The sequence below is a fragment of the Marinomonas sp. S3726 genome (genome assembly GCF_000967665.1).
In the GTDB taxonomy this organism is placed as follows: Bacteria; Pseudomonadota; Gammaproteobacteria; order Pseudomonadales; family Marinomonadaceae; genus Marinomonas.
The window spans coordinates 40898-62081 of sequence record NZ_JXYC01000041.1 but is presented as its reverse complement, the minus strand read 5'-3'; the positions used below and the strand labels follow the sequence as shown (position 1 = coordinate 62081).

Below are 21184 nucleotides of genomic sequence, written 5' to 3'. Positions count from 1 at the left end.
TCCCAGCCTTACGTACGGGGCGATTTTCTATGAAAGACTTATTAGGTCTTCTAAAATCACAAGGACAATCAGACGAGTTCGATACAATCCGTATCGGTCTAGCGTCGCCAGATATGATTCGTTCATGGTCTTTTGGTGAAGTTAAAAAACCAGAAACCATCAACTATCGTACCTTTAAACCTGAACGCGATGGTTTGTTCTGTGCAAAAATCTTTGGTCCTATCAAGGACTATGAGTGCTTGTGTGGCAAATATAAGCGTTTGAAACACCGTGGTGTTATTTGTGAAAAATGTGGTGTTGAAGTTGCTTTGTCTAAAGTGCGTCGTGAGCGCATGGGACACATTGAGCTAGCTTCACCTGTTGCTCACATCTGGTTCCTAAAATCTTTGCCTTCTCGTATTGGTCTTATCCTAGATATGACGCTACGTGACATTGAGCGCGTATTGTACTTTGAATCTTTCATCGTGATTGATCCAGGTATGACAACGCTTGATAAAGGCCAGTTGCTTAATGATGAGCAATACTTTGAAGCGCTAGAAGAATTTGGTGATGAATTTGATGCCCGTATGGGTGCTGAAGCGATCCAAATGCTATTACGCGACCTTGATATGCCTGTTGAAATACAGACAATGCGTGAAGAGTTGAATGCTACTAACTCTGAAACACGTATCAAGAAGCTATCTAAGCGTCTTAAGTTGGTAGAAGCTTTCTATCATTCTGGTAATAATCCAGAATGGATGGTGCTTGAAGTGCTTCCAGTACTTCCGCCGGATCTACGTCCTCTAGTACCGCTTGAAGGTGGTCGTTTTGCGACGTCTGATTTGAATGACTTGTATCGTCGCGTTATCAACCGTAATAACCGTCTAAAACGTCTATTGGAATTGGCTGCGCCAGATATCATCGTACGTAACGAAAAACGTATGTTGCAAGAATCTGTTGATGCGCTATTGGATAATGGTCGTCGTGGTCGTGCGATTACTGGTTCTAACAAACGTCCTCTGAAATCTCTTGCTGATATGATCAAGGGTAAGCAAGGTCGTTTCCGTCAGAACTTGTTGGGTAAACGTGTAGATTATTCAGGTCGTTCTGTAATCACAGTAGGTCCATCTTTACGCTTACATCAGTGTGGTCTTCCTAAGAAGATGGCGCTTGAGTTATTCAAACCATTTATTTTCTCTAAATTAGAGCTTCGCGGTATGGCTACTACCATTAAAGCGGCGAAGAAAATGGTTGAGCGTGAAACACCAGAAGTTTGGGATATTCTAGATGAAGTGATTCGTGAGCACCCGGTTATGCTTAACCGTGCGCCTACTCTTCACCGTTTAGGTATCCAGGCATTTGAGCCTATGCTAATCGAAGGTAAAGCGATTCAGTTGCACCCACTTGTGTGTGCGGCATATAACGCTGACTTTGATGGTGACCAAATGGCGGTACACGTACCACTGACTATTGAAGCTCAGTTGGAAGCGCGTGCGCTGATGATGTCGACTAACAACATTCTTTCTCCAGCCAATGGTGAGCCTATCATCGTTCCTTCTCAGGACGTTGTACTAGGTCTTTACTATATGACGCGTGATAAAATTAACGCGCAAGGTGAAGGTATGATGTTCTCTGACATTAAAGAGGTTCATCGTGCATATGGTGCTAAGCAAGTTGCTTTGCATGCCAAAGTTAAAGTTCGCATCAATCAAGTAGATACAACAATCGAAGGTGAAAAGGTGTCTTCTACCTTTATCGCTGATACGACTGTTGGTCGTGCTTTATTGTTTGATATTGTGCCTGATGGCCTACCATTCTCTGTTGTTAACCAAACAATGAAGAAGAAGGCGATCTCTAACCTGATCAATGAGTGTTACCGTAAAGTTGGCTTGAAAGAGAGCTGTATCTTTGCTGACCAATTGATGTATACCGGTTTCCAGTATGCAACAGCATCAGGTTCTTCTGTTGGTGTAGATGACTTTGTTATCCCGCCAGAAAAAGCAGAAATCATTGAGCAGGCTGAGTCTGAAGTTAAAGAGATCGAATATCAGTACGCTGATGGTCTTGTAACTCAAGGCGAGAAATACAACAAGGTTATCGACTTGTGGTCTCGTACCAACGAGAAAGTAACTGATGCCATGATGAAAAACTTGGCGAAAGAGCAGACTACTAACAAAGCAGGTGAAACTGTTGAGCAGCAATCATTTAACTCAGTTTATATGATGGCCGACTCCGGTGCCCGTGGTAGTGTTGCTCAGATGCGTCAGCTAGGTGGTATGCGTGGTCTAATGGCGAAACCGGATGGTTCCATCATCGAGACACCTATCACAGCTAACTTCCGTGAAGGTCTATCAGTACTTCAGTACTTCACCTCGACTCACGGTGCGCGTAAAGGTTTGGCCGATACCGCTTTGAAAACAGCTAACTCTGGTTACCTAACTCGTCGTCTTGTAGATGTAGCGCAAGACCTTGTAGTAACAGATGTTGATTGTGGTTCTGAGCGTGGCTTGATCGCTAGTGCAATGATTGAAGGTGGCGATGTTGTAATCCCACTAGGTCAGCGTGTACTAGGTCGTGTAGCAGCAACAGATGTAATGGATAGTAAAGGTAATGTTGTTTTACCTGGCGGTACTTTGATTGATGAGCATCACGTGCGCACAATTGAATCTGCTGGTGTGGATGAGATGCTTGTACGTTCTGTTATTACTTGTGATGTTAAGCACGGTGTATGTAGTACTTGTTATGGTCGTGACCTAGGTCGTGGTCATTTGGTTAACATTGGTGAAGCAATCGGTGTTGTTGCCGCTCAGTCTATCGGTGAGCCCGGTACTCAGCTAACAATGCGTACCTTCCACATCGGTGGTGCGGCGTCTCGTGCGTCTGCTGTTGATAGTGTACAGGTTAAGAGTGCTGGTACTGTTCGCTTCCATAAAATGAAGTCGATCACTCGTCCTGATGGTAACCTAGTAATTGTTTCTCGTTCTTCTGAATTGGCGATTGCTGATGAAGCGGGTCGTGAGAAAGAGCGTTATAAGCTTCCATATGGTGCTTTGTTGACTGTTAAAGACGGCGAAGAAGTATCTGCTGGCCAGGTTATTGCTAACTGGGATCCGCATACGCACCCAATTGTCTCTGAGATGCAAGGTCGTCTAGAGTTCAGTGGTATGGAAGAAGGTCAAACAATTCGTCGTCAATCAGATGAAATGACTGGTTTGACAACAATTGAAATTCTTGAGATCAAAGATCGTCCAGCTGCAGGTAAGGACTTACGTCCTATGATTGCTGTAGTTGATGAAAACGGTGAGCCAGTACTTGTTCCAGGTACGGATTCTCCAGTGCAGTACATGTTGCCTGAAAAAGCACTATTGAGCTTGGATCATGGTGCCAGCATTCAGTCTGGTGAGGTACTTGCGCGTATTCCTCAAGAAACAATTGGTAACAAGGATATTACCGGTGGTCTACCTCGTGTTGCTGACTTATTTGAAGCGCGTCGCCCTAAAGATCCAGCTGTTATGGCTGAAGCTTCTGGTGTGGTTAGCTTTGGTAAAGAGACGAAAGGTAAGATTCGTTTGGTAATCAATGCTCAAGATGGATCTGATCCAATTGAGACCTTGATTCCTAAGTGGCGTCAAATCAACATCTTTGATGGTGAAGAAGTGGAGCGTGGTGAAATTATTGCCGATGGTCCATTAAACCCACATGATATCTTACGCTTGAAGGGTGTGGCGGCATTGGCTGAATACATCACTAGTGAGATTCAAGAGGTTTACCGTCTACAGGGTGTTGTGATCAACGATAAACACATTGAGGTTATCGTTCGTCAAATGCTACGCAAGGTAGATATTTCTGAATCAGGTGATACTAACTTGATTCAAGGTGATCAGGTTGAGTTAACGCAAGTACTTGAAGCAAATGAAGAAGCGGAAGCTGAACAGAAATTCATTGCTAAATACGAGCGTGTTTTGCTTGGTATCACTAAAGCCTCTTTGGCAACTGAGTCATTTATCTCTGCAGCATCCTTCCAGGAAACAACTCGCGTGTTAACAGAAGGTGCGGTAACAGGTAAGAAAGACCATTTGCGTGGCTTGAAAGAGAACGTTGTAGTAGGTCGTCTGATTCCAGCCGGAACAGGTTTGGCTTACCACAGTGAGCGCAAGAATAAGAAAGAACTTGCGCGCGCAGAGAAAGAAGGTTCAGCAACAATTAGTGCTTCTGATGTAGAAGAAGCGCTAAGTGCGGCACTAAAAGACTAAAATTCGATGCAAATTGGGTAGGGAGGCGATTTTTTAGTCGCCTCCCTATTGACTGTTTTATAAGCGCAAACTAAACTTGCGCATCCTAAATATTGGCGATTTCCGCCTTTTAATGTTGGATTCAGTGGAGCTTGTTTAATGGCAACCATTAACCAGTTGGTTCGTAAACCACGTAAACGTAAAGTGGCAAAAAGTGACGTACCTGCGTTACAAGCTTGTCCGCAACGCCGCGGTGTCTGCACACGCGTATATACTACTACACCTAAAAAGCCTAACTCGGCTTTGCGTAAAGTATGTCGTGTTCGCTTGACTAACGGCTTTGAAGTAACTTCCTACATTGGTGGTGAAGGTCACAACCTACAAGAGCACAGTGTTGTTTTGATCCGTGGCGGTCGTGTAAAAGATTTGCCAGGTGTTCGTTACCACACAGTTCGCGGTAGTCTTGATACTTCAGGCGTACAAAATCGTAAGCAAGGCCGTTCTAAGTACGGTACTAAGCGTCCTAAGTAAGTTTTTTACTAACTTAGTTGAACGATTAGACAAAAATTTTAATACAGTAAGGCCGAGCACAATGTTTTGTCTCGGACTAACCTGAAGAAGGATATAGACATGCCAAGAAGACGCGTCGTCGCAAAGCGTGAAGTACTTCCAGATCCTAAACATGGAAGCCAACTTCTTGCTAAATTTATTAACCATGTAATGGTTAGTGGCAAGAAGTCTGTAGCAGAGAGCATTGTTTACAATGCACTAGAAACTGTTGCAACTCGCGCAAAAACAGAAGAGCCAATGGCTATCTTCGAAAAAGCACTAGAATCTATCCAGCCTATGGTTGAGGTGAAATCTCGCCGTGTTGGTGGTGCTACCTACCAAGTACCTGTTGAGGTACGTCCTGCACGTCGTGCAGCTCTATCTATGCGTTGGTTGGTTGAGTCTTCACGTAAGCGTGGGGAAAAATCAATGGCACTTCGTCTAGCTGGCGAAATTTTAGATGCTGCTGAAAATAAAGGTTCTGCTGTTAAGAAACGTGAAGACGTTCATCGCATGGCAGAAGCTAACAAAGCGTTCTCGCATTACCGTTTCTAAAAATTCGGAGAGTAAATCGTGGCACGTACAACACCTATCAATCGCTATCGCAATATTGGTATTTGTGCACACGTTGACGCTGGTAAAACGACGACAACTGAACGCGTTCTTTTCTATACTGGTCTATCCCACAAAATTGGTGAGGTTCATGATGGTGCTGCCACCATGGACTGGATGGAACAAGAGCAAGAGCGCGGTATTACCATAACATCTGCTGCCACTACCTGTTTTTGGGGTGGGATGAGTAAGCAGTTTGATCAACACAGAGTCAATATAATTGATACGCCTGGGCACGTGGACTTCACTATTGAAGTTGAGCGTTCTTTGCGAGTGTTGGATGGTGCTGTTGTCGTACTTTGCGGATCTTCAGGTGTTCAGCCTCAAACTGAAACAGTATGGCGTCAAGCCAATAAATACGAAGTTCCGCGATTGGTGTTTGTTAATAAGATGGACCGAGTTGGTGCTAATTACTTTAATGTAGTTGAGCAGCTTGAGGAGCGTCTTGGAGCAAATGCTGTGCCTATTAATATTAATATTGGATCTGAAGACGACTTTAAAGGCGTTATCGATTTGATATTAATGAAAGCTATTATGTGGAATGAAGATGATCAGGGTATGACCTTCGAATACGAAGAGATTCCTGCTGGTCTACTTGATACTGCAGAAGAGTGGCGTGAAAAGCTTGTTGAGGCTGCGGCTGAAGCAAATGATGAGTTGATGGATAGGTACCTTGAAGAAGGTGAATTGTCTGTCGAAGATATCAAGATGGGCTTGCGTGCTAGAACGCTAGCTAATGAAATAGTCTTGGTAGCTTGTGGCTCAGCTTTCAAGAATAAGGGTGTTCAGGCTGTACTTGATGCAGTGGTTGAATATCTGCCGTCACCATTAGAGGTGAAGGCTATTGAGGGTACGCTAGAGGATGGTGAAACATTAGATGATCGAGAAGCAGACGATAAAGCACCTTTTGCTGCGCTTGCTTTTAAGATTGCTACTGATCCATTCGTAGGTACGTTAACCTTCGTTCGCGTTTACTCTGGTGTATTGAATTCTGGCGATGCTGTTTATAATTCCGTTAAAGGAAAGCGTGAACGTATTGGTCGTATGGTTCAAATGCACTCGAATAATCGAGAAGAGATTAAAGAAGTTCGGGCGGGTGATATCGCTGCAATAATTGGCCTTAAGCATATTACAACTGGTGACACCTTGTGTGACCCAGATAAGGCCATTGTATTGGAGCGTATGGACTTTCCTGAGCCGGTCATTTCAGTTGCAGTAGAGCCGAGATCACAAGCTGATCAGGATAAAATGAATGTTGCGTTAGCTAAGTTGGCGCAAGAAGATCCATCGTTTCGTGTAGAAGTGCATGAAGAGACTGGGCAAATCATTATATCTGGTATGGGTGAGCTGCATTTAGATATCCTTGTTGAACGTATGAAGCGTGAATTCAAGGTTGAGGCGAACATTGGTAACCCTCAAGTCTCGTATCGTGAAAAGCTTCGTAAAGAAGTTGAAATTGACCAAAAGTTCATCCGTGAATTTAACGGAAAAGGACAATACGGTCACGTTGTAATGAAACTTATCCCGACTGTTGAAGAAGGGTTGGAATTTGTCAACGAGATTGTTGGTGGTGAAATCCCTAAGGAATTCATCCCAGCGGTAGAGAAGGGTGTATCCGAGCAAATGAAGAACGGTGTAATCGGCGGCTTTCCAATTTTGGGGCTGAAGGTTGTATTGGTCGGTGGTTCATTCCACGATGTTGACTCAAGTGATATGTCTTTTCACATAGCCGCATCTCAGGGACTAAGGAAGGGCGCGGTTGAGGCCGATGCTTGTCTTTTAGAGCCTGTTATGAAGGTGGAGGTTGTTACTCCTGAAAGCTGCATGGGGGATGTGATGGGTGACCTGAATCGTCGTCGTGGTGTGGTATTAGGGATGGATGACATTCCGTCTGGTAAAGTAATTCGAGCAGAAGTGCCCTTGGGTGAGATGTTCGGTTATGCTACCGATGTACGTAGCTTGTCGCAAGGTCGTGCAAGTTATGCAATGGAATTTGAGAAGTACGCTGAAGCGCCGTCAAGTGTGGCAGATGCGATCATCAATAAAGAATATTAATCATCTACCTACAGATCTTATAAGGTGTATGTATCATGGCAAAAGCTAAGTTTGAACGTAATAAGCCACACGTAAACGTTGGCACAATCGGTCACGTTGACCACGGTAAAACAACTCTAACTGCAGCACTTACTCGTGTATGTGCTGAAGTTTTCGGTGGTGAAGCTGTTGATTTCGCTGGTATCGATAACGCTCCTGAAGAGCGTGAGCGTGGTATCACAATCGCGACTTCACACGTTGAGTATGATTCAACAATCCGTCACTACGCACACGTAGACTGCCCAGGACACGCCGATTATGTTAAAAACATGATCACTGGTGCTGCTCAAATGGACGGTGCTATCTTGGTATGTGGTGCAACTGACGGCCCTATGCCTCAAACACGTGAGCACATCCTACTTTCTCGTCAAGTAGGTGTACCTTACATCGTTGTTTTCCTAAACAAAGCTGACCTACTAGCTGAAGACTGTGGCGGTGCGGATTCTGAAGAATACGCTGAAATGCTAGAGTTGGTTGACATGGAACTTCGTGATCTTCTTTCTGAATACGAATTCCCTGGTGACGACACTCCAATCATCCCTGGTTCTGCTCTAATGGCATTGAACGGCGAAGATGACAACGAAATGGGTACAACTGCTGTTAAGAAGCTAGTTGAAACTCTAGACCAATACATCCCAGAGCCAGAGCGTGCTATCGACGGTGCATTCATCATGCCTATCGAGGACGTATTCTCTATTCAGGGTCGTGGTACTGTTGTAACTGGTCGTGTTGAGCGTGGTATCGTTAACGTTGGTGATGCTGTAGAAATCGTTGGTGTTAAAGAAACAACAACTACTACATGTACTGGTGTTGAAATGTTCCGTAAGCTTCTTGACGAAGGTCGTGCTGGTGAGAATATTGGTGCACTTCTACGTGGTACTAAGCGTGAAGATGTTGAGCGTGGTCAAGTATTGGCTAAGCCTGGTTCTATCAATCCTCACACTGACTTCACAGCAGAAGTATATGTATTGAGCAAAGATGAAGGTGGTCGTCATACTCCATTCTTCAAAGGTTACCGTCCACAGTTCTACTTCCGTACAACTGACGTAACTGGTGCTTGTGAGCTACCTGAAGGTGTTGAAATGGTAATGCCTGGTGACAACGTACAAATGACTGTTTCCCTAATTCACCCAATCGCGATGGACGAAGGTCTACGTTTCGCGATCCGTGAAGGTGGCCGTACAGTTGGTGCTGGTGTTGTTGCTAAAATCATCAAATAATTTACTAGTTAAATAGTAAAATATTAATGGTTTCAAAGGGCTGCCCGAAAGGGTGGCCCTTTTTTATGTGGAATCAAGATGAGCATAAAATGATTTGTTAAATTGGTTACTTGACAACCAGTTTGCAAATCGATAAGATTCGCCGTCCTCAAAAGAGGAAGGCAGCTTAGTTATTGAGATTTTGTTGTCAAAAAAACACTGTATTTGGAGTTGGAAATGCAAAGCCAAAAAATTCGTATTCGTTTGAAAGCGTTTGATCATCGTCTGATTGATGCTTCAACACAAGAGATTGTGGAAACAGCGAAACGTACAGGTGCGCAAGTACGTGGACCTATTCCACTTCCTACTCGCAAAGAACGTTATACAGTACTGATTTCTCCTCACGTAAACAAAGATGCGCGTGATCAATATGAAATCCGTACACACAAACGTGTTCTAGACATCGTTGAGCCAACAGAAAAAACTGTTGACGCTCTAATGAAACTAGATCTTGCGGCAGGCGTGGAAGTACAAATTTCTTTAGGTTAATCCTTAAAGATTGGGGTGCGAGAACCGATTGGTATCAATCGGCTTATGCACATTAGTGGAATGATCTGGAATGATCAGCCGTAGCGGGTGATAGCCCCTTACACAACTGGCAAACGAGGTATAAAATGGCTATTCAATTAGTCGGACGCAAAGCCGGAATGACACGTATCTTCAATGAAGATGGTGTATCCGTGCCAGTAACCGTCATCGAAGTAGAACCGAACCGCGTAACTCAGGTAAAAACTGCAGATACTGATGGCTATACAGCTGTTCAAGTAACTGTTGGTTCTCGCCGTGCGAGTCGCGTCAATAAAGCAGCTGCAGGTCACTTTGCAAAAGCGAAAGTTGAAGCAGGTCGTGGTTTATGGGAGTTCCGTCTTTCTGGTGACGAAAAAGAAATCAATGTTGGTGATGAGCTAACTGTTGCTGATTTCGAGTCTATTACTACTGTTGACGTTATTGGTCAATCAAAAGGTAAAGGCTTCCAGGGTGCAATCAAGCGTCATAATTTCAGTATGCAAGATGCAACCCATGGTAACTCATTGTCTCACCGTGCACCTGGTTCCATTGGTCAATGTCAAACACCTGGTCGTGTTTGGAAAGGCAAAAAAATGGCGGGTCACATGGGCGCAGCTCAAGTAACTACTCAATCACTAGAAGTGGTTCGCGTTGATTTAGAACGTAACCTAATCATCGTGAAAGGAGCAGTTCCTGGCGCGACTAATGGTGATGTTATTCTTCAACCAGCTGTTAAAGCTCGCTAGAAGGGGTAGACAATGAACTTGAATCTAACAGGAACTGAAGGAACTCTAGAAGTTTCAGAAGTTACCTTTGCTCGTGAATACAACGAAGCCCTAGTTCACCAAGTGGTTACTGCTTACTTGGCTGGTGCTCGTCAAGGTACACGTGCTCAAAAAACTCGCTCTGATGTTGCCGGTGGTGGTCGCAAGCCATGGAAACAAAAGGGTTCTGGTCGCGCTCGTGCAGGTACTATTCGTAGTCCTATCTGGCGTAGCGGTGGCGTAACTTTCGCTGCTCGTCCACAAGACCATTCACAAAAAGTGAACAAGAAGATGTATCGTGCAGCAATGCGCACCATCTGGTCTGAGCTAGTACGTCAAGACCGTCTTGTTGTAGTTGAAGAACTTAGTTTGGAAGCTCCAAAAACTAAGCTTTTCAAAGCTAAAATGGCTGAATTGAATATTGAGAATGCTTTAATCGTTTCTGCTGAATTAGATGAGAATCTTTTCCTAGCAGCACGTAACATTCCAAATGTTGATGTACGCGATGCGGCGTCTATCGATCCAGTTAGCTTGATTGCTTACGACAAAGTGTTGGTGACTGTTGGTGCTCTTAAGCAAGTTGAGGAGGCATTAGCATGATCGGCGAACGTATTTATAAGGTTTTGTTAGGACCACACATCTCTGAAAAAGCTACTATCGTTGCTGAAGGCAATGGTCAGTATGTTTTTCGTGTAGTTGGTGATGCGACAAAAACTGAAATTAAACAAGCAATCGAAGCTCTATTTGAAGTCAAAGTAGACACTGTTCGTACCTTGAACCAAAAAGGTAAGACTAAGCGTACTGCTCGTGGTCTTGGTAAGCGTAACGACGTTAAAAAAGCGTACGTACGTTTGACTGAAGGCCAAGAAATTGATTTCTTAGCTGAATAAGGGGAGATAGGTCAATGGCTGTTGTAAAATGTAAGCCAACGTCTGCAGGCCGTCGTCACGTTGTTAAAGTTGTAGGTGAAAATCTACACAAAGGCGCACCATATGCACCACTTCTTTCTAAGAAGAGCAAATCTGGTGGTCGTAACAACAATGGTCGCATCACTACGCGTCACGTAGGTGGTGGTCATAAGCAGCATTACCGTATGGTTGATTTCCGTCGTAACAAAGATGGTATCCCAGCGGTAGTTGAACGTTTGGAATATGATCCAAACCGTTCTGCAAACATAGCATTGGTTTTATATGCTGACGGTGAACGTCGTTATATCATTGCTTCTAAAGGCATGGTAGCAGGAACCACTGTTTCTAACGGTGCTGATGCACCTATCAAGCCAGGTAACACTTTGCCATTGCAAAATATTCCTGTTGGTAGTGTTGTGCATTGTATCGAGCTTAAGCCAGGTAAAGGTGCTCAAGTAGCACGTTCTGCTGGTGCTTCTGCTCAGCTTGTTGCTCGTGAAGGTCGTTACGTTACTCTTCGTCTACGATCAGGCGAAATGCGTAAAGTATTGACTGAATGTCGTGCAACTCTTGGTGAAGTATCCAATTCCGAGCATAGCTTACGCGTGCTAGGTAAAGCTGGTGCTAGTCGCTGGCGTGGTGTTCGTCCTACCGTTCGCGGTGCGGCGATGAACCCGGTAGATCACCCACATGGTGGTGGTGAAGGTCGTAGCTCAGGTGGTCGCCACCCAGTTAGTCCTTGGGGTATGCCAACCAAAGGTTACAAGACACGCAGTAATAAGCGTACCGATAAACTTATTGTACGTCGTCGTACTAAGTAATAAGAGGAAACGACTGTGCCACGTTCACTAAAAAAAGGTCCTTTCATCGACCTTCATTTGTTGAAAAAGGTAGAGGCTGCGGTAGAAAAGAATGATCGACGTCCAATCAAAACTTGGTCTCGCCGTTCTACTGTCTTCCCTGAATTTGTAGGGTTGACTATCGCTGTCCATAATGGTCGCCAACACGTCCCAGTTCTAGTAACTGAAGACATGGTAGGTCATAAATTGGGTGAGTTCGCTCCGACCCGCACATATCGCGGTCACGTCGTGGACAAGAAAGCCAAACGGTAATAAGGGGTAATAAATATGAGTGAAGTTAAAGCCTCATTAAAAGGTGCTCGCCTCTCAGCGCAGAAGGCCCGTTTGGTTGCAGATCAAATCCGCGGCAAATCTGTTAGCGAGGCGCTTGACATCTTGGCGTTCAGCCCTAAAAAAGCAGCAGTACTAGTTAAAAAAGTACTAGAATCAGCTGTTGCAAATGCTGAACATAACGAAGGTGCTGATATAGATGACCTACGTGTTTCAACTGTATACGTTGACGAAGCTACAACGTATAAGCGCATCATGCCACGTGCTAAAGGCCGTGCAGATCGCATCTTGAAGCGCGGTTGTCATATTACAGTTAAAGTCGCTGACTAATTAGGAGAAACCCAATGGGTCAGAAGGTTCATCCAACTGGAATACGCCTAGGGATAGTTAAAGACCATACTTCTACTTGGTATGCGAATAATCAAAACTACTCTAAGTTGCTATTAAACGATCTTCAAGTACGTAAGTACTTAGAAGGTAAACTAGTTCAGGCTTCTGTTTCTCGTATCGAGATTCAACGTCCTGCTCAATCTGCACGCATCACTATCCACACAGCCCGTCCAGGCATCGTGATTGGTAAGAAAGGTGAAGATGTAGAGAAGCTACGTAACGCAGTTTCTGACATGATGGGTGTGCCAGTGCACATCAACATCGAAGAAATTCGTAAGCCTGAATTAGACGCTAAACTTGTTGCTCAGAACATCGCTGGTCAACTAGAGCGTCGCGTAATGTTCCGCCGTGCTATGAAACGTGCAGTACAAAACGCAATGCGCGCAGGCGCAAAAGGTATCAAGGTTCAGGTAAGTGGTCGTTTGGGTGGTGCAGAGATTGCACGCGCAGAATGGTACCGCGAAGGTCGTGTACCATTACACACTCTACGCGCTGACATTGACTACGCTACTTATGAAGCAAACACAACTTACGGCATCATTGGTGTTAAGACGTGGATCTTCAAAGGCGAAATCTTGGGCGGTATTGAGCAAGTGCGAGCTAACAAAGGCGCACAAAAGAAGAAGTCTAAGTAGGGGGTAGCATATGTTGCAGCCGAAACGTACTAAGTTCCGTAAAATGCAGAAAGGCCGTAACCGTGGTCTTGCATTACGCGGTAACCAAGTTAGCTTTGGTGAATTTGGTTTGAAATCCACAGCACGTGGTCGTATTACGGCTCGTCAAATTGAAGCGGCGCGTCGTGCAATGACTCGTCACATCAAACGTGGTGGTAAAATCTGGATTCGTGTTTTCCCTGATAAGCCGATTACTCAGAAACCTCTAGAGGTTCGTCAGGGTAAAGGTAAGGGTAACGTAGAATACTGGGTTGCACAGATTCAACCTGGTAAAATGCTTTATGAAGTTGAGGGTGTTTCAGAGCAGCTAGCTCGCGAAGCTTTCGCACTAGCAGCCGCTAAGCTTCCTCTGGCCACAACTTTCGTGACGCGTACGGTGATGTAGATGAAAGCAAAAGATTTACAAGAAAAGTCTGTAGCTGAGCTACAGGAAAGCTTGATTGAACTGCTAAAAGAGCAATTCACGTTGCGTATGCAAAAGGCTACTGGCCAGCTAACGCAAACTCATTTGCTTCCTCAAGTTCGCCGCAATATCGCACGTGTTAAAACCGTGCTAAATGATAAGGCAGGTAACTAATGGCAAATGCAGAAACTCAAGCTCGCACAGCTACTGGTAAAGTAGTAAGCGACAAGATGGATAAAACCATCACAGTACTAGTAGAACGTACTGAGAAACACGCTCTATACGGCAAGTTCATTCGTCGTTCTACTAAATTACACGCTCATGATGAGAACAACGAATGTCGCATTGGCGACACAGTAAAGGTTGTGGAAACACGTCCTTACTCCAAGTCTAAAACTTGGAACCTGGTTCAAGTTGTTAACAAAGCGGCAGCTATCTAAGCTGCCCCATCGTGAGACTTGTTATCTAATTTTATTGGAGAGCAGTTATGATTCAAACAGAATCGATGCTTGATGTTGCAGATAACAGCGGCGCAAAGCGTGTTCAGTGTATTAAAGTACTGGGTGGCTCACATCGTCGTTACGCTGGTATCGGTGACATTATTAAGGTCACTGTTAAAGAAGCGATCCCTCGTGGTCGTGTTAAAAAAGGGCAAGTTCTTAACGCAGTAGTAGTTAGAACTAAGAAAGGTGTTCGTCGTCCTGATGGTTCAGTAATCCGTTTTGATGTAAACTCAGCGGTTCTATTGAATGCAGCAGGTCAACCGATCGGCACACGTATCTTTGGCCCTGTTACCCGTGAATTGCGTTCAGAGCAATTTATGAAAATTATTTCTCTTGCACCTGAAGTGCTGTAAGAGGGAGGGGACGTAAATGCGTAAGATCAAAAGTAACGACGAAGTTATTGTGATTGCCGGTAAAGATAAAGGCAAACGCGGTAAAGTTGTTAAAATTGTAGACGAAAACCGAGTTCTTGTTTCTGGCATCAATATGATGAAGAAACACGAGAAGCCAAACCCTATGAAAGGGTCTACTGGCGGTATCGTCGAGAAAGAAGCACCTATCCAGGTTTCTAACGTAGCTATCTTTAATGGTGCTACTGGTAAAGCGGATCGCGTCGGCTTTAAAGTGAATGAAGATGGTACTAAGGTACGTATCTTTAAATCTAACAGTGAAGCGATCGACGCCTAAGAGCGAGAATTATAGCCATGGCGAGACTTAAGCAAGTTTATAAAGATCAAGTTGTAGCAGCTCTAACTGAAGAGTTTAGCTACAAGAATGTAATGGAAGTGCCTAAAATCACAAAAATTACATTGAATATGGGTGTTGGTGAAGCTATCGCAGACAAGAAACTTCTTGAAAATGCGGTAAATGACCTTGAAGCACTTAGTGGCCAGAAAGTTGTAGTGACTAAGGCTCGTAAATCAGTAGCAGGCTTTAAAATCCGTGACGGTTACCCGATCGGTTGTAAAGTTACGCTACGTGGTGAGCGTATGTGGGACTTCTTCGACCGTTTGGTTGATGTAGCAATTCCACGTATCCGTGACTTCCGTGGACTTAATCCTAAGTCTTTCGACGGTCGTGGTAACTACAGCATGGGTGTTAAAGAGCAGATTATCTTCCCAGAAATCGATTACGATAAAGTAGACCGTGTACGTGGTATGGATATTACCATCACAACGACTGCTCGTACCGATGCGGAAGGTCGTGCTTTGTTAGCAGCCTTTAGTTTCCCTTTCAAGAAATAAGAGGTAGGAATCATGGCAAAGATCTCAATGATTCAACGCGAAGCAAAACGCACTAAATTAGTAGCTAAGTTCGCTGAAAAGCGTGCAGCTCTAAAAGCAATAATTAGCGATGTGAATGCATCGGATGATGAAAAGTGGGAAGCAACTCTTAAGTTGCAAGCTCTTCCACGTGATTCATCTTCTTCACGCCAGCGTAACCGTTGCCAAGTAACGGGTCGTCCACATGGTGTTTATCGTAAATTTGGTTTGTCAAGAATCAAACTACGTGAAGCAGCTATGCGCGGTGACGTACCAGGCTTGAAGAAAGCTAGTTGGTAAGCAAGTAGATCACGATCATAATACACGGCAGTGGGTGGGGTGTCTGGATTAGTTCTGGACATTCTGTCTGCTGCTGTGTACTATGCGCGAGCTCTATTTGCTGCACAATGGTTTTTAATTAGGAGCTCTTCAATGAGTATGCAAGATACACTTGCGGATATGTTCACACGTATTCGTAATGCACAGATGGCGTCTAAGACATCTGTGAGCATGCCTTCATCAAAAATGAAGGTATCTGTTGCTTCTGTTCTACGTGAAGAAGGTTATGTAACCGATTTCGCTGTAACTGAAGAAACAAAACCGACTCTTACTATCGAACTTAAGTATTTCGAAGGTAAGCCGGTAATCGAAGAAATTAAACGCGCTTCTCGCCCAAGTCTTCGTCAATACAAGTCATCAGTTGATCTACCTAAAGTAGAAGCTGGTCTTGGCGTTGCTATCATCTCTACCTCTAAAGGTGTGATGACCGATCGTGCTGCACGTGCTGCAGGCATCGGTGGCGAAGTAATCTGCACAGTATTCTAGGAGTTAGTATGTCTCGTGTTGCTAAAAGTCCCGTGACGCTTCCTGCTGGTGTAGATGTAACTCTTAAAGGCCAAAACCTTGTAGTTAAAGGTGGTAAAGGTTCTTTAGAGTTGAATGCGCATCAAAGCGTTGAACTAACTGTTGAAGATAAGGTTATTACTTTTGCTCCTCGTGATGGTGCAAAACAGAGCCGTGCTTTAGCAGGTACTACTCGTTCTTTGGTCAACAACATGGTTGTTGGTGTTAGCCAAGGTTTCGAGAAGAAATTATTGCTTCAAGGTGTTGGTTACCGTGCTGCCGTTAAAGGTACAGTACTTAACTTAACTCTTGGTTTCTCTCACCCTGTAGAATACGACCTACCGGAAGGTATCAGCGCTGTTGTTAACGGTCAGACTGAAGTTGTAATCTCAGGCGTCGACAAGCAAGCTGTTGGCCAAGTGGCTGCAGAAATCCGCGGTTTCCGTCCTCCTGAGCCTTATAAAGGTAAGGGTGTTCGTTACGCTGATGAGCATGTTCGTCGTAAAGAAGCTAAGAAAAAATAGGTAGACATCATGAACACTAAAAAACAATCTCGAATTCGTCGCGCACAACGCGCACGTCTGCATATTCGTGAGTTGGGTGCGAATCGTCTTTCTGTTCACCGCACACCGCGTCACATGTATGCTCAAGTTATTTCGGCTTCTGGTAGCCAAGTGCTAGCTAGCGCATCTACCTTGGACGAAAGCCTTCGTTCTTCTGCAACTGGTAACAAAGATGCGGCTGCTAAAGTCGGCGCTTTGATTGCTGAACGTGCAAAAGAAGCAGGTGTCACTGCGGTCGCTTTTGATCGCTCTGGTTTCAAATACCATGGTCGCGTACAAGCTTTAGCTGACGCAGCCCGTGAAGCCGGTCTAGAGTTCTAAGGGGTAGCAAATGGCAGTTAATGATCAACAAACTAGCGACCTCCAAGAGAAGCTAGTACAAGTCAACCGTGTAGCTAAAGTTGTAAAGGGTGGTCGTATCTTCTCTTTCACAGCGCTAACAGTGGTTGGTGACGGAAATGGTAAAGTAGGCTTTGGTCGCGGTAAAGCGCGTGAAGTGCCTCAAGCTATCCAAAAAGCGATGGAGCAAGCTCGTCGTAACATGGTTACTGTTCAGTTGAACGGCGATACTCTTCAGTATCCTGTTAAAGCTGTTCACGGCGCATCTAAAGTTTACATGCAACCTGCATCTCAAGGTACTGGTGTAATTGCCGGTGGTGCGATGCGTGCGGTTCTTGAAATCGCTGGTGTACACAACGTATTGGCTAAGTGCTACGGCTCTACAAACCCAGTAAACGTTGTACGTGCAACCATTAAAGGTTTGCAAGATATGAACTCTCCTGAACAGATTGCAGCGAAACGCGGCAAGTCAGTCGATCAAATTTTGGGGTAATGTGAAATGGCTAAAAATACCATCACAGTAGAACTAACCCGTAGCCCGATCGGTCGTCTTCCGAAACATCGTGCAAGCGTTAATGGCTTGGGTTTACGTAAAGTTGGTCAACGTCGCGAGTTGGAAGATACTCCAGCTGTACGTGGCATGATCAATAAAGTTTATTACATGGTTAAAGTGGTAGGAGAATAAAATGTTCTTGAATACTATTCGACCTGCCGAAGGTAGCAAGCCTACTGCCAAACGTCGCGGACGTGGTATGGGTAGCGGCTTGGGCAAAACAGGCGGACGCGGCCATAAAGGTCTTAAGTCTCGTTCTGGCGGTTCAGTACGTCCTGGTTTCGAAGGTGGTCAAATGCCTTTACAGAAACGTCTACCGAAATTTGGCTTCACTTCACGTCAAGCTAAATTTGTTGCTGAAATTCGTTTGAATGAACTAGCAGCAGTAAATGCTGAAGTTGTAGATTTAGCTTCTTTGAAAGGCGCTGACATCATTGGTCATCAAATTAAAACTGCACGTGTAATCTTGTCTGGTTCTATCGACAAAGCTGTTACCGTTCGTGGTCTTAAAGTGACTAAAGGTGCTCGTGCAGCTATCGAAGCAGCTGGCGGAAAAATCGAGGAATAGATGGCTAAGCGTGGTTCACTACCAGCTGGAATGCAAAACGGTTTAGGCGAACTTTGGTCGCGTATTCGTTTCGTATTCTTAGCAATTATTGTATACAGAATAGGTGCTCATATACCGGTTCCGGGTATTAACCCAGATCGTTTGTCAGCACTATTTGATCAAAATGAAGGCACAATCCTGAGTCTATTTAACGTATTCTCAGGTGGGGCATTGGAACGAATGAGTATCTTTGCTCTTGGTATTCTGCCCTATATTTCTGCTTCTATTATTATGCAGTTGTTAACGGTAGTTAGCCCGCAGCTAGAGCAGCTTAAGAAGGAAGGTGAAGCTGGGCGTCGTAAGATTACTCAGTATACCCGTTACGGCACCGTCCTTCTTGCGTTAGTCCAATCAGCCAGTATGGCTGTTGGCCTAGCCAGTCAAGGAATATCATTCAGTTCTGGTTTAGAGTTTTATGCTGTTGCAGTTATTACTCTTGTTGCTGGTACTGTCTTCCTTATGTGGTTGGGTGAACAAGTTACTGAAAAAGGTATTGGTAATGGTATTTCCATTCTTATCTTTGCAGGTATCGTGGCTGGGCTACCTTCTGCTCTTGGTATGTCATTCGAATCGGCTCGTCAAGGCGATATAAATATCCTTGCCTTATTGTTGATTGGCATTTTAGCTATTGCGACCATCGCATTCGTTGTTTTCATCGAGCGTGGACAGCGTCGCATTACAGTTAACTATGCAAAACGTCAGCAAGGCAAAAAAGTGTTTGCTGCACAAAAGAGTCATCTACCATTGAAGGTGAATATGGCGGGTGTAATCCCACCAATCTTCGCTTCAAGTATCTTGTTGTTTCCTGCTTCGATTGGCCAATGGTTTGGTCAAGGTGAAGGTATGGAATGGCTTCAAGGTATGTCGTTGGCTCTAGCACCTGGGCAACCTCTATATGTGCTGTTGTTTGCTATAGCAATTGTATTCTTTTGCTTCTTTTACACAGCATTGGTGTTCAACCCTAAAGATGTGGCAGATAATTTAAAGAAATCCGGTGCGTTTTTGCCGGGTATTCGTCCAGGCGATCATACCGCTCGATATATTGATGGGGTAATGACTCGATTAACACTGTTTGGTGCTTTGTACATCACGCTAGTGTCCCTGATGCCTCAGTTCTTTGTTGTGTTCTGGAACGTGCCTTTCTACTTTGGCGGTACATCGTTACTGATCGTAGTAGTTGTGGTTATGGACTTCATGACACAAATACAAAGTCATCTGATGAGTCATCAATATGAGTCATTAATGAAAAAGTCTAATCTGACTGGTTATGGTCCAAATGGCCTAATGCGCTAAGCATAGGTTGGAGTTGAACATGAAAGTACGTGCATCTGTAAAGAAAATCTGTCGTAACTGTAAAATCGTTCGTCGTAACGGTTCAGTTCGAGTGATCTGCTCTGAGCCTCGTCACAAACAGCGTCAAGGTTAATTTAGAGTCGGGTTCGCTCGATGATGGGAAGGTGGTTGATTTTTCGCCTAGAGTTAGGCATAATCAGCCGCCCTTATGAAAGCAAGTGATGAATTATCATCCTAACAACGGAGTAAAGTTGAATGGCTCGTATAGCCGGTGTCAATATTCCTGACAATAAACATGCGGTCATTTCTCTGACTTACATCTTCGGAATTGGTCGCACACGTTCTCGCGCTATCTGCGCGTCAACAGGTGTCGCAGAGTCTGCTAAAATCGGATCTCTAAGCGATGAAGTGCTAGACCAGTTACGTGGCGAAGTTGCTAAGTATACTGTAGAAGGTGACCTTCGCCGTGAGCTAAGCATGTCTATCAAGCGTTTGATGGATATGGGTTGCCACCGCGGAATTCGTCATCGCCGCAGCTTACCAGTTCGTGGTCAACGTACCAAAACGAACGCTCGTACACGAAAAGGCCCTCGTAAGCCAATTCGTAAGTAATCTTAACGCGTTTCGCTCTAGTTACAGGTAATTAGAGCTGAGCATTAAATAGGAAAGTGCAATATGGCTAAGCCAGCTACGCGCAATACCAAGAAAAAAGTCAAAAAGACGGTTGTCGACGGTGTTGCTCATGTACATGCGTCTTTTAACAATACAATCGTGACTATCACCGATCGTCAAGGCAATGCTTTGTCTTGGGCGACTGCCGGTGGTTCTGGTTTTCGCGGTTCACGTAAGAGTACTCCGTTCGCTGCACAGGTTGCTGCTGAACGCGCAGGTGCTGTTGCTCAAGAGTTCGGTCTTAAGAACGTTGACGTTATGATCAAGGGCCCTGGTCCTGGTCGTGAGTCCGCAGTTCGTGCATTAAATGCATTAGGTCTGCGTATCAATAACATTACGGATGTGACGCCAATTCCACACAATGGTTGCCGTCCACCGAAAAAACGTCGCGTTTAACTGAGGAGACAGATACATGGCTCGTTATATAGGTCCAACTTGTAAGTTGTCTCGTCGTGAAGGTACCGACTTGCAATTGAAGAGCGGTTCACGCGCTCTTGAGTCGAAATGTAAAGCAGAGACAGTTCCTGGTGTGCACGGTGCACGTCGCGGTCGTCTTTCTGATTACGGCTTACAATTACGTGAGAAACAAAAAGTTCGTCGTATCTACGGCGTACTAGAAAAGCAATTCCGTAACTACTACAAAGATGCGGCTCGTGGTAAAGGTGCAACTGGTGAAAACCTTCTGCAACTTCTTGAGTCTCGCTTGGATAACGTAGTATATCGCGCTGGTTTCGGTGCGACACGTGCGGAATCTCGTCAGCTTGTTGCTCACAAAGGCATTCAAGTTAACGGCGCAACAGTAAACATTGCATCTTACCAAGTTAAAGCTGGTGATGTTGTTTCTGTTCGTGAAAAAGCTAAGAAGCAATTGCGTATTCAAAATGCAATTGAGCTATCTAAAAATCGCACTTCTACACATTGGGTAGAAACTGATGCGACTAAACTGGAAGCTGTATTCAAAGCGGCTCCAGAGCGCAGCGATTTATCAGCTGAAATTAATGAGAACCTAATCGTCGAACTTTACTCTAAGTAAGTTCTGGCTATTAGG

The 21184-nt window shown here is 44.6% G+C and carries 31 protein-coding genes; all 31 read left to right on the top strand.

The window, feature by feature from the left end:
- Nucleotides 1-29: 29 nt before the first annotated feature.
- Complete coding sequence (gene rpoC / locus TW85_RS23720; protein WP_046019624.1) at nt 30-4232, top strand: DNA-directed RNA polymerase subunit beta'; 4203 nt, start codon at nt 30-32, stop codon at nt 4230-4232.
- 138 nt (nt 4233-4370) lie between these two features.
- The gene (rpsL, locus tag TW85_RS23715; RefSeq protein WP_009834607.1) at nt 4371-4742 is read left to right on the top strand and encodes a 30S ribosomal protein S12; all 372 of its coding nucleotides are present in this window, start codon (nt 4371-4373) and stop codon (nt 4740-4742) included.
- Between the two features lie 99 nt (nt 4743-4841).
- Nucleotides 4842-5315 carry a 30S ribosomal protein S7 gene (rpsG, locus tag TW85_RS23710; RefSeq protein WP_046019623.1) on the top strand — a complete coding sequence of 158 codons (474 nt, stop codon included), beginning with the start codon at nt 4842-4844 and terminating at the stop codon, nt 5313-5315.
- A gap of 18 nt (nt 5316-5333) precedes the next feature.
- Nucleotides 5334-7427: an elongation factor G gene (gene fusA / locus TW85_RS23705; protein WP_046019622.1), complete on the top strand. Its 2094-nt coding sequence runs from the start codon at nt 5334-5336 to the stop codon at nt 7425-7427.
- 35 nt (nt 7428-7462) lie between these two features.
- Nucleotides 7463-8686, top strand: coding sequence for an elongation factor Tu (tuf, locus tag TW85_RS23700; RefSeq protein WP_046019621.1), 1224 nt, complete (start codon nt 7463-7465; stop codon nt 8684-8686).
- A 216-nt stretch (nt 8687-8902) separates the two neighbouring features.
- Entirely contained in the window at nt 8903-9214 is a 312-nt protein-coding gene (gene rpsJ, locus TW85_RS23695; RefSeq protein ID WP_009834626.1) for a 30S ribosomal protein S10, read from the top strand.
- 125 nt (nt 9215-9339) lie between these two features.
- The gene (gene rplC, locus TW85_RS23690) at nt 9340-9978 is read left to right on the top strand and encodes a 50S ribosomal protein L3 (RefSeq protein WP_046019620.1); all 639 of its coding nucleotides are present in this window, start codon (nt 9340-9342) and stop codon (nt 9976-9978) included.
- A gap of 12 nt (nt 9979-9990) precedes the next feature.
- Nucleotides 9991-10596 carry a 50S ribosomal protein L4 gene (rplD, locus tag TW85_RS23685; protein WP_009834624.1) on the top strand — a complete coding sequence of 202 codons (606 nt, stop codon included), beginning with the start codon at nt 9991-9993 and terminating at the stop codon, nt 10594-10596.
- The gene (gene rplW / locus TW85_RS23680) at nt 10593-10886 is read left to right on the top strand and encodes a 50S ribosomal protein L23 (protein ID WP_009834623.1); all 294 of its coding nucleotides are present in this window, start codon (nt 10593-10595) and stop codon (nt 10884-10886) included. The genes rplD and rplW overlap by 4 nt, the downstream gene beginning before the upstream one ends.
- Before the next feature lie 14 nt (nt 10887-10900).
- Nucleotides 10901-11725 carry a 50S ribosomal protein L2 gene (gene rplB / locus TW85_RS23675; RefSeq protein WP_046019619.1) on the top strand — a complete coding sequence of 275 codons (825 nt, stop codon included), beginning with the start codon at nt 10901-10903 and terminating at the stop codon, nt 11723-11725.
- A gap of 15 nt (nt 11726-11740) precedes the next feature.
- Nucleotides 11741-12016 carry a 30S ribosomal protein S19 gene (rpsS, locus tag TW85_RS23670; protein WP_009834621.1) on the top strand — a complete coding sequence of 92 codons (276 nt, stop codon included), beginning with the start codon at nt 11741-11743 and terminating at the stop codon, nt 12014-12016.
- A 15-nt stretch (nt 12017-12031) separates the two neighbouring features.
- Nucleotides 12032-12364: a 50S ribosomal protein L22 gene (rplV, locus tag TW85_RS23665; RefSeq protein WP_009834620.1), complete on the top strand. Its 333-nt coding sequence runs from the start codon at nt 12032-12034 to the stop codon at nt 12362-12364.
- 14 nt (nt 12365-12378) lie between these two features.
- The gene (gene rpsC, locus TW85_RS23660; RefSeq protein ID WP_009834619.1) at nt 12379-13059 is read left to right on the top strand and encodes a 30S ribosomal protein S3; all 681 of its coding nucleotides are present in this window, start codon (nt 12379-12381) and stop codon (nt 13057-13059) included.
- A 10-nt stretch (nt 13060-13069) separates the two neighbouring features.
- Complete coding sequence (gene rplP, locus TW85_RS23655) at nt 13070-13483, top strand: 50S ribosomal protein L16 (RefSeq protein ID WP_009834618.1); 414 nt, start codon at nt 13070-13072, stop codon at nt 13481-13483.
- Entirely contained in the window at nt 13484-13675 is a 192-nt protein-coding gene (rpmC, locus tag TW85_RS23650) for a 50S ribosomal protein L29 (RefSeq protein WP_009834617.1), read from the top strand.
- Nucleotides 13675-13941 carry a 30S ribosomal protein S17 gene (rpsQ, locus tag TW85_RS23645; RefSeq protein ID WP_009834616.1) on the top strand — a complete coding sequence of 89 codons (267 nt, stop codon included), beginning with the start codon at nt 13675-13677 and terminating at the stop codon, nt 13939-13941. Before rpmC ends, rpsQ begins: the two co-directional genes overlap by 1 nt.
- A 47-nt stretch (nt 13942-13988) precedes the next feature.
- The gene (gene rplN / locus TW85_RS23640; protein WP_046019618.1) at nt 13989-14357 is read left to right on the top strand and encodes a 50S ribosomal protein L14; all 369 of its coding nucleotides are present in this window, start codon (nt 13989-13991) and stop codon (nt 14355-14357) included.
- A 16-nt stretch (nt 14358-14373) separates the two neighbouring features.
- Complete coding sequence (gene rplX / locus TW85_RS23635) at nt 14374-14691, top strand: 50S ribosomal protein L24 (RefSeq protein ID WP_009834614.1); 318 nt, start codon at nt 14374-14376, stop codon at nt 14689-14691.
- Nucleotides 14692-14708: 17 nt separating this feature from the next.
- A complete protein-coding gene (rplE, locus tag TW85_RS23630; protein ID WP_009834613.1) occupies nt 14709-15248 on the top strand; it encodes a 50S ribosomal protein L5 in 540 nt (179 codons plus the stop codon).
- 12 nt (nt 15249-15260) lie between these two features.
- Nucleotides 15261-15566 (top strand): 30S ribosomal protein S14, encoded by a 306-nt coding sequence (rpsN, locus tag TW85_RS23625; RefSeq protein ID WP_009834612.1) that lies wholly within the window; start codon nt 15261-15263, stop codon nt 15564-15566.
- A gap of 132 nt (nt 15567-15698) precedes the next feature.
- A complete protein-coding gene (rpsH, locus tag TW85_RS23620) occupies nt 15699-16091 on the top strand; it encodes a 30S ribosomal protein S8 (protein ID WP_036180589.1) in 393 nt (130 codons plus the stop codon).
- A gap of 8 nt (nt 16092-16099) precedes the next feature.
- Nucleotides 16100-16633 (top strand): 50S ribosomal protein L6, encoded by a 534-nt coding sequence (gene rplF, locus TW85_RS23615; protein ID WP_046019617.1) that lies wholly within the window; start codon nt 16100-16102, stop codon nt 16631-16633.
- Between the two features lie 9 nt (nt 16634-16642).
- Complete coding sequence (gene rplR / locus TW85_RS23610; RefSeq protein WP_046019616.1) at nt 16643-16993, top strand: 50S ribosomal protein L18; 351 nt, start codon at nt 16643-16645, stop codon at nt 16991-16993.
- A 10-nt stretch (nt 16994-17003) separates the two neighbouring features.
- The gene (rpsE, locus tag TW85_RS23605) at nt 17004-17504 is read left to right on the top strand and encodes a 30S ribosomal protein S5 (protein ID WP_046019615.1); all 501 of its coding nucleotides are present in this window, start codon (nt 17004-17006) and stop codon (nt 17502-17504) included.
- Nucleotides 17505-17510: 6 nt separating this feature from the next.
- Nucleotides 17511-17696 (top strand): 50S ribosomal protein L30, encoded by a 186-nt coding sequence (rpmD, locus tag TW85_RS23600; RefSeq protein ID WP_046019614.1) that lies wholly within the window; start codon nt 17511-17513, stop codon nt 17694-17696.
- Between the two features lies 1 nt (nt 17697).
- The gene (rplO, locus tag TW85_RS23595; RefSeq protein WP_046019613.1) at nt 17698-18132 is read left to right on the top strand and encodes a 50S ribosomal protein L15; all 435 of its coding nucleotides are present in this window, start codon (nt 17698-17700) and stop codon (nt 18130-18132) included.
- A complete protein-coding gene (gene secY / locus TW85_RS23590; protein WP_046019612.1) occupies nt 18133-19464 on the top strand; it encodes a preprotein translocase subunit SecY in 1332 nt (443 codons plus the stop codon). It begins immediately after the preceding gene.
- A gap of 19 nt (nt 19465-19483) precedes the next feature.
- Nucleotides 19484-19597: a 50S ribosomal protein L36 gene (rpmJ, locus tag TW85_RS26075; RefSeq protein WP_055462823.1), complete on the top strand. Its 114-nt coding sequence runs from the start codon at nt 19484-19486 to the stop codon at nt 19595-19597.
- Between the two features lie 122 nt (nt 19598-19719).
- Nucleotides 19720-20076: a 30S ribosomal protein S13 gene (rpsM, locus tag TW85_RS23585; RefSeq protein ID WP_009836291.1), complete on the top strand. Its 357-nt coding sequence runs from the start codon at nt 19720-19722 to the stop codon at nt 20074-20076.
- Nucleotides 20077-20139: 63 nt separating this feature from the next.
- The gene (rpsK, locus tag TW85_RS23580; RefSeq protein WP_009836290.1) at nt 20140-20532 is read left to right on the top strand and encodes a 30S ribosomal protein S11; all 393 of its coding nucleotides are present in this window, start codon (nt 20140-20142) and stop codon (nt 20530-20532) included.
- 16 nt (nt 20533-20548) lie between these two features.
- Nucleotides 20549-21169 carry a 30S ribosomal protein S4 gene (rpsD, locus tag TW85_RS23575; protein WP_009836289.1) on the top strand — a complete coding sequence of 207 codons (621 nt, stop codon included), beginning with the start codon at nt 20549-20551 and terminating at the stop codon, nt 21167-21169.
- The last annotated feature ends 15 nt before the right edge of the window (nt 21170-21184 follow it).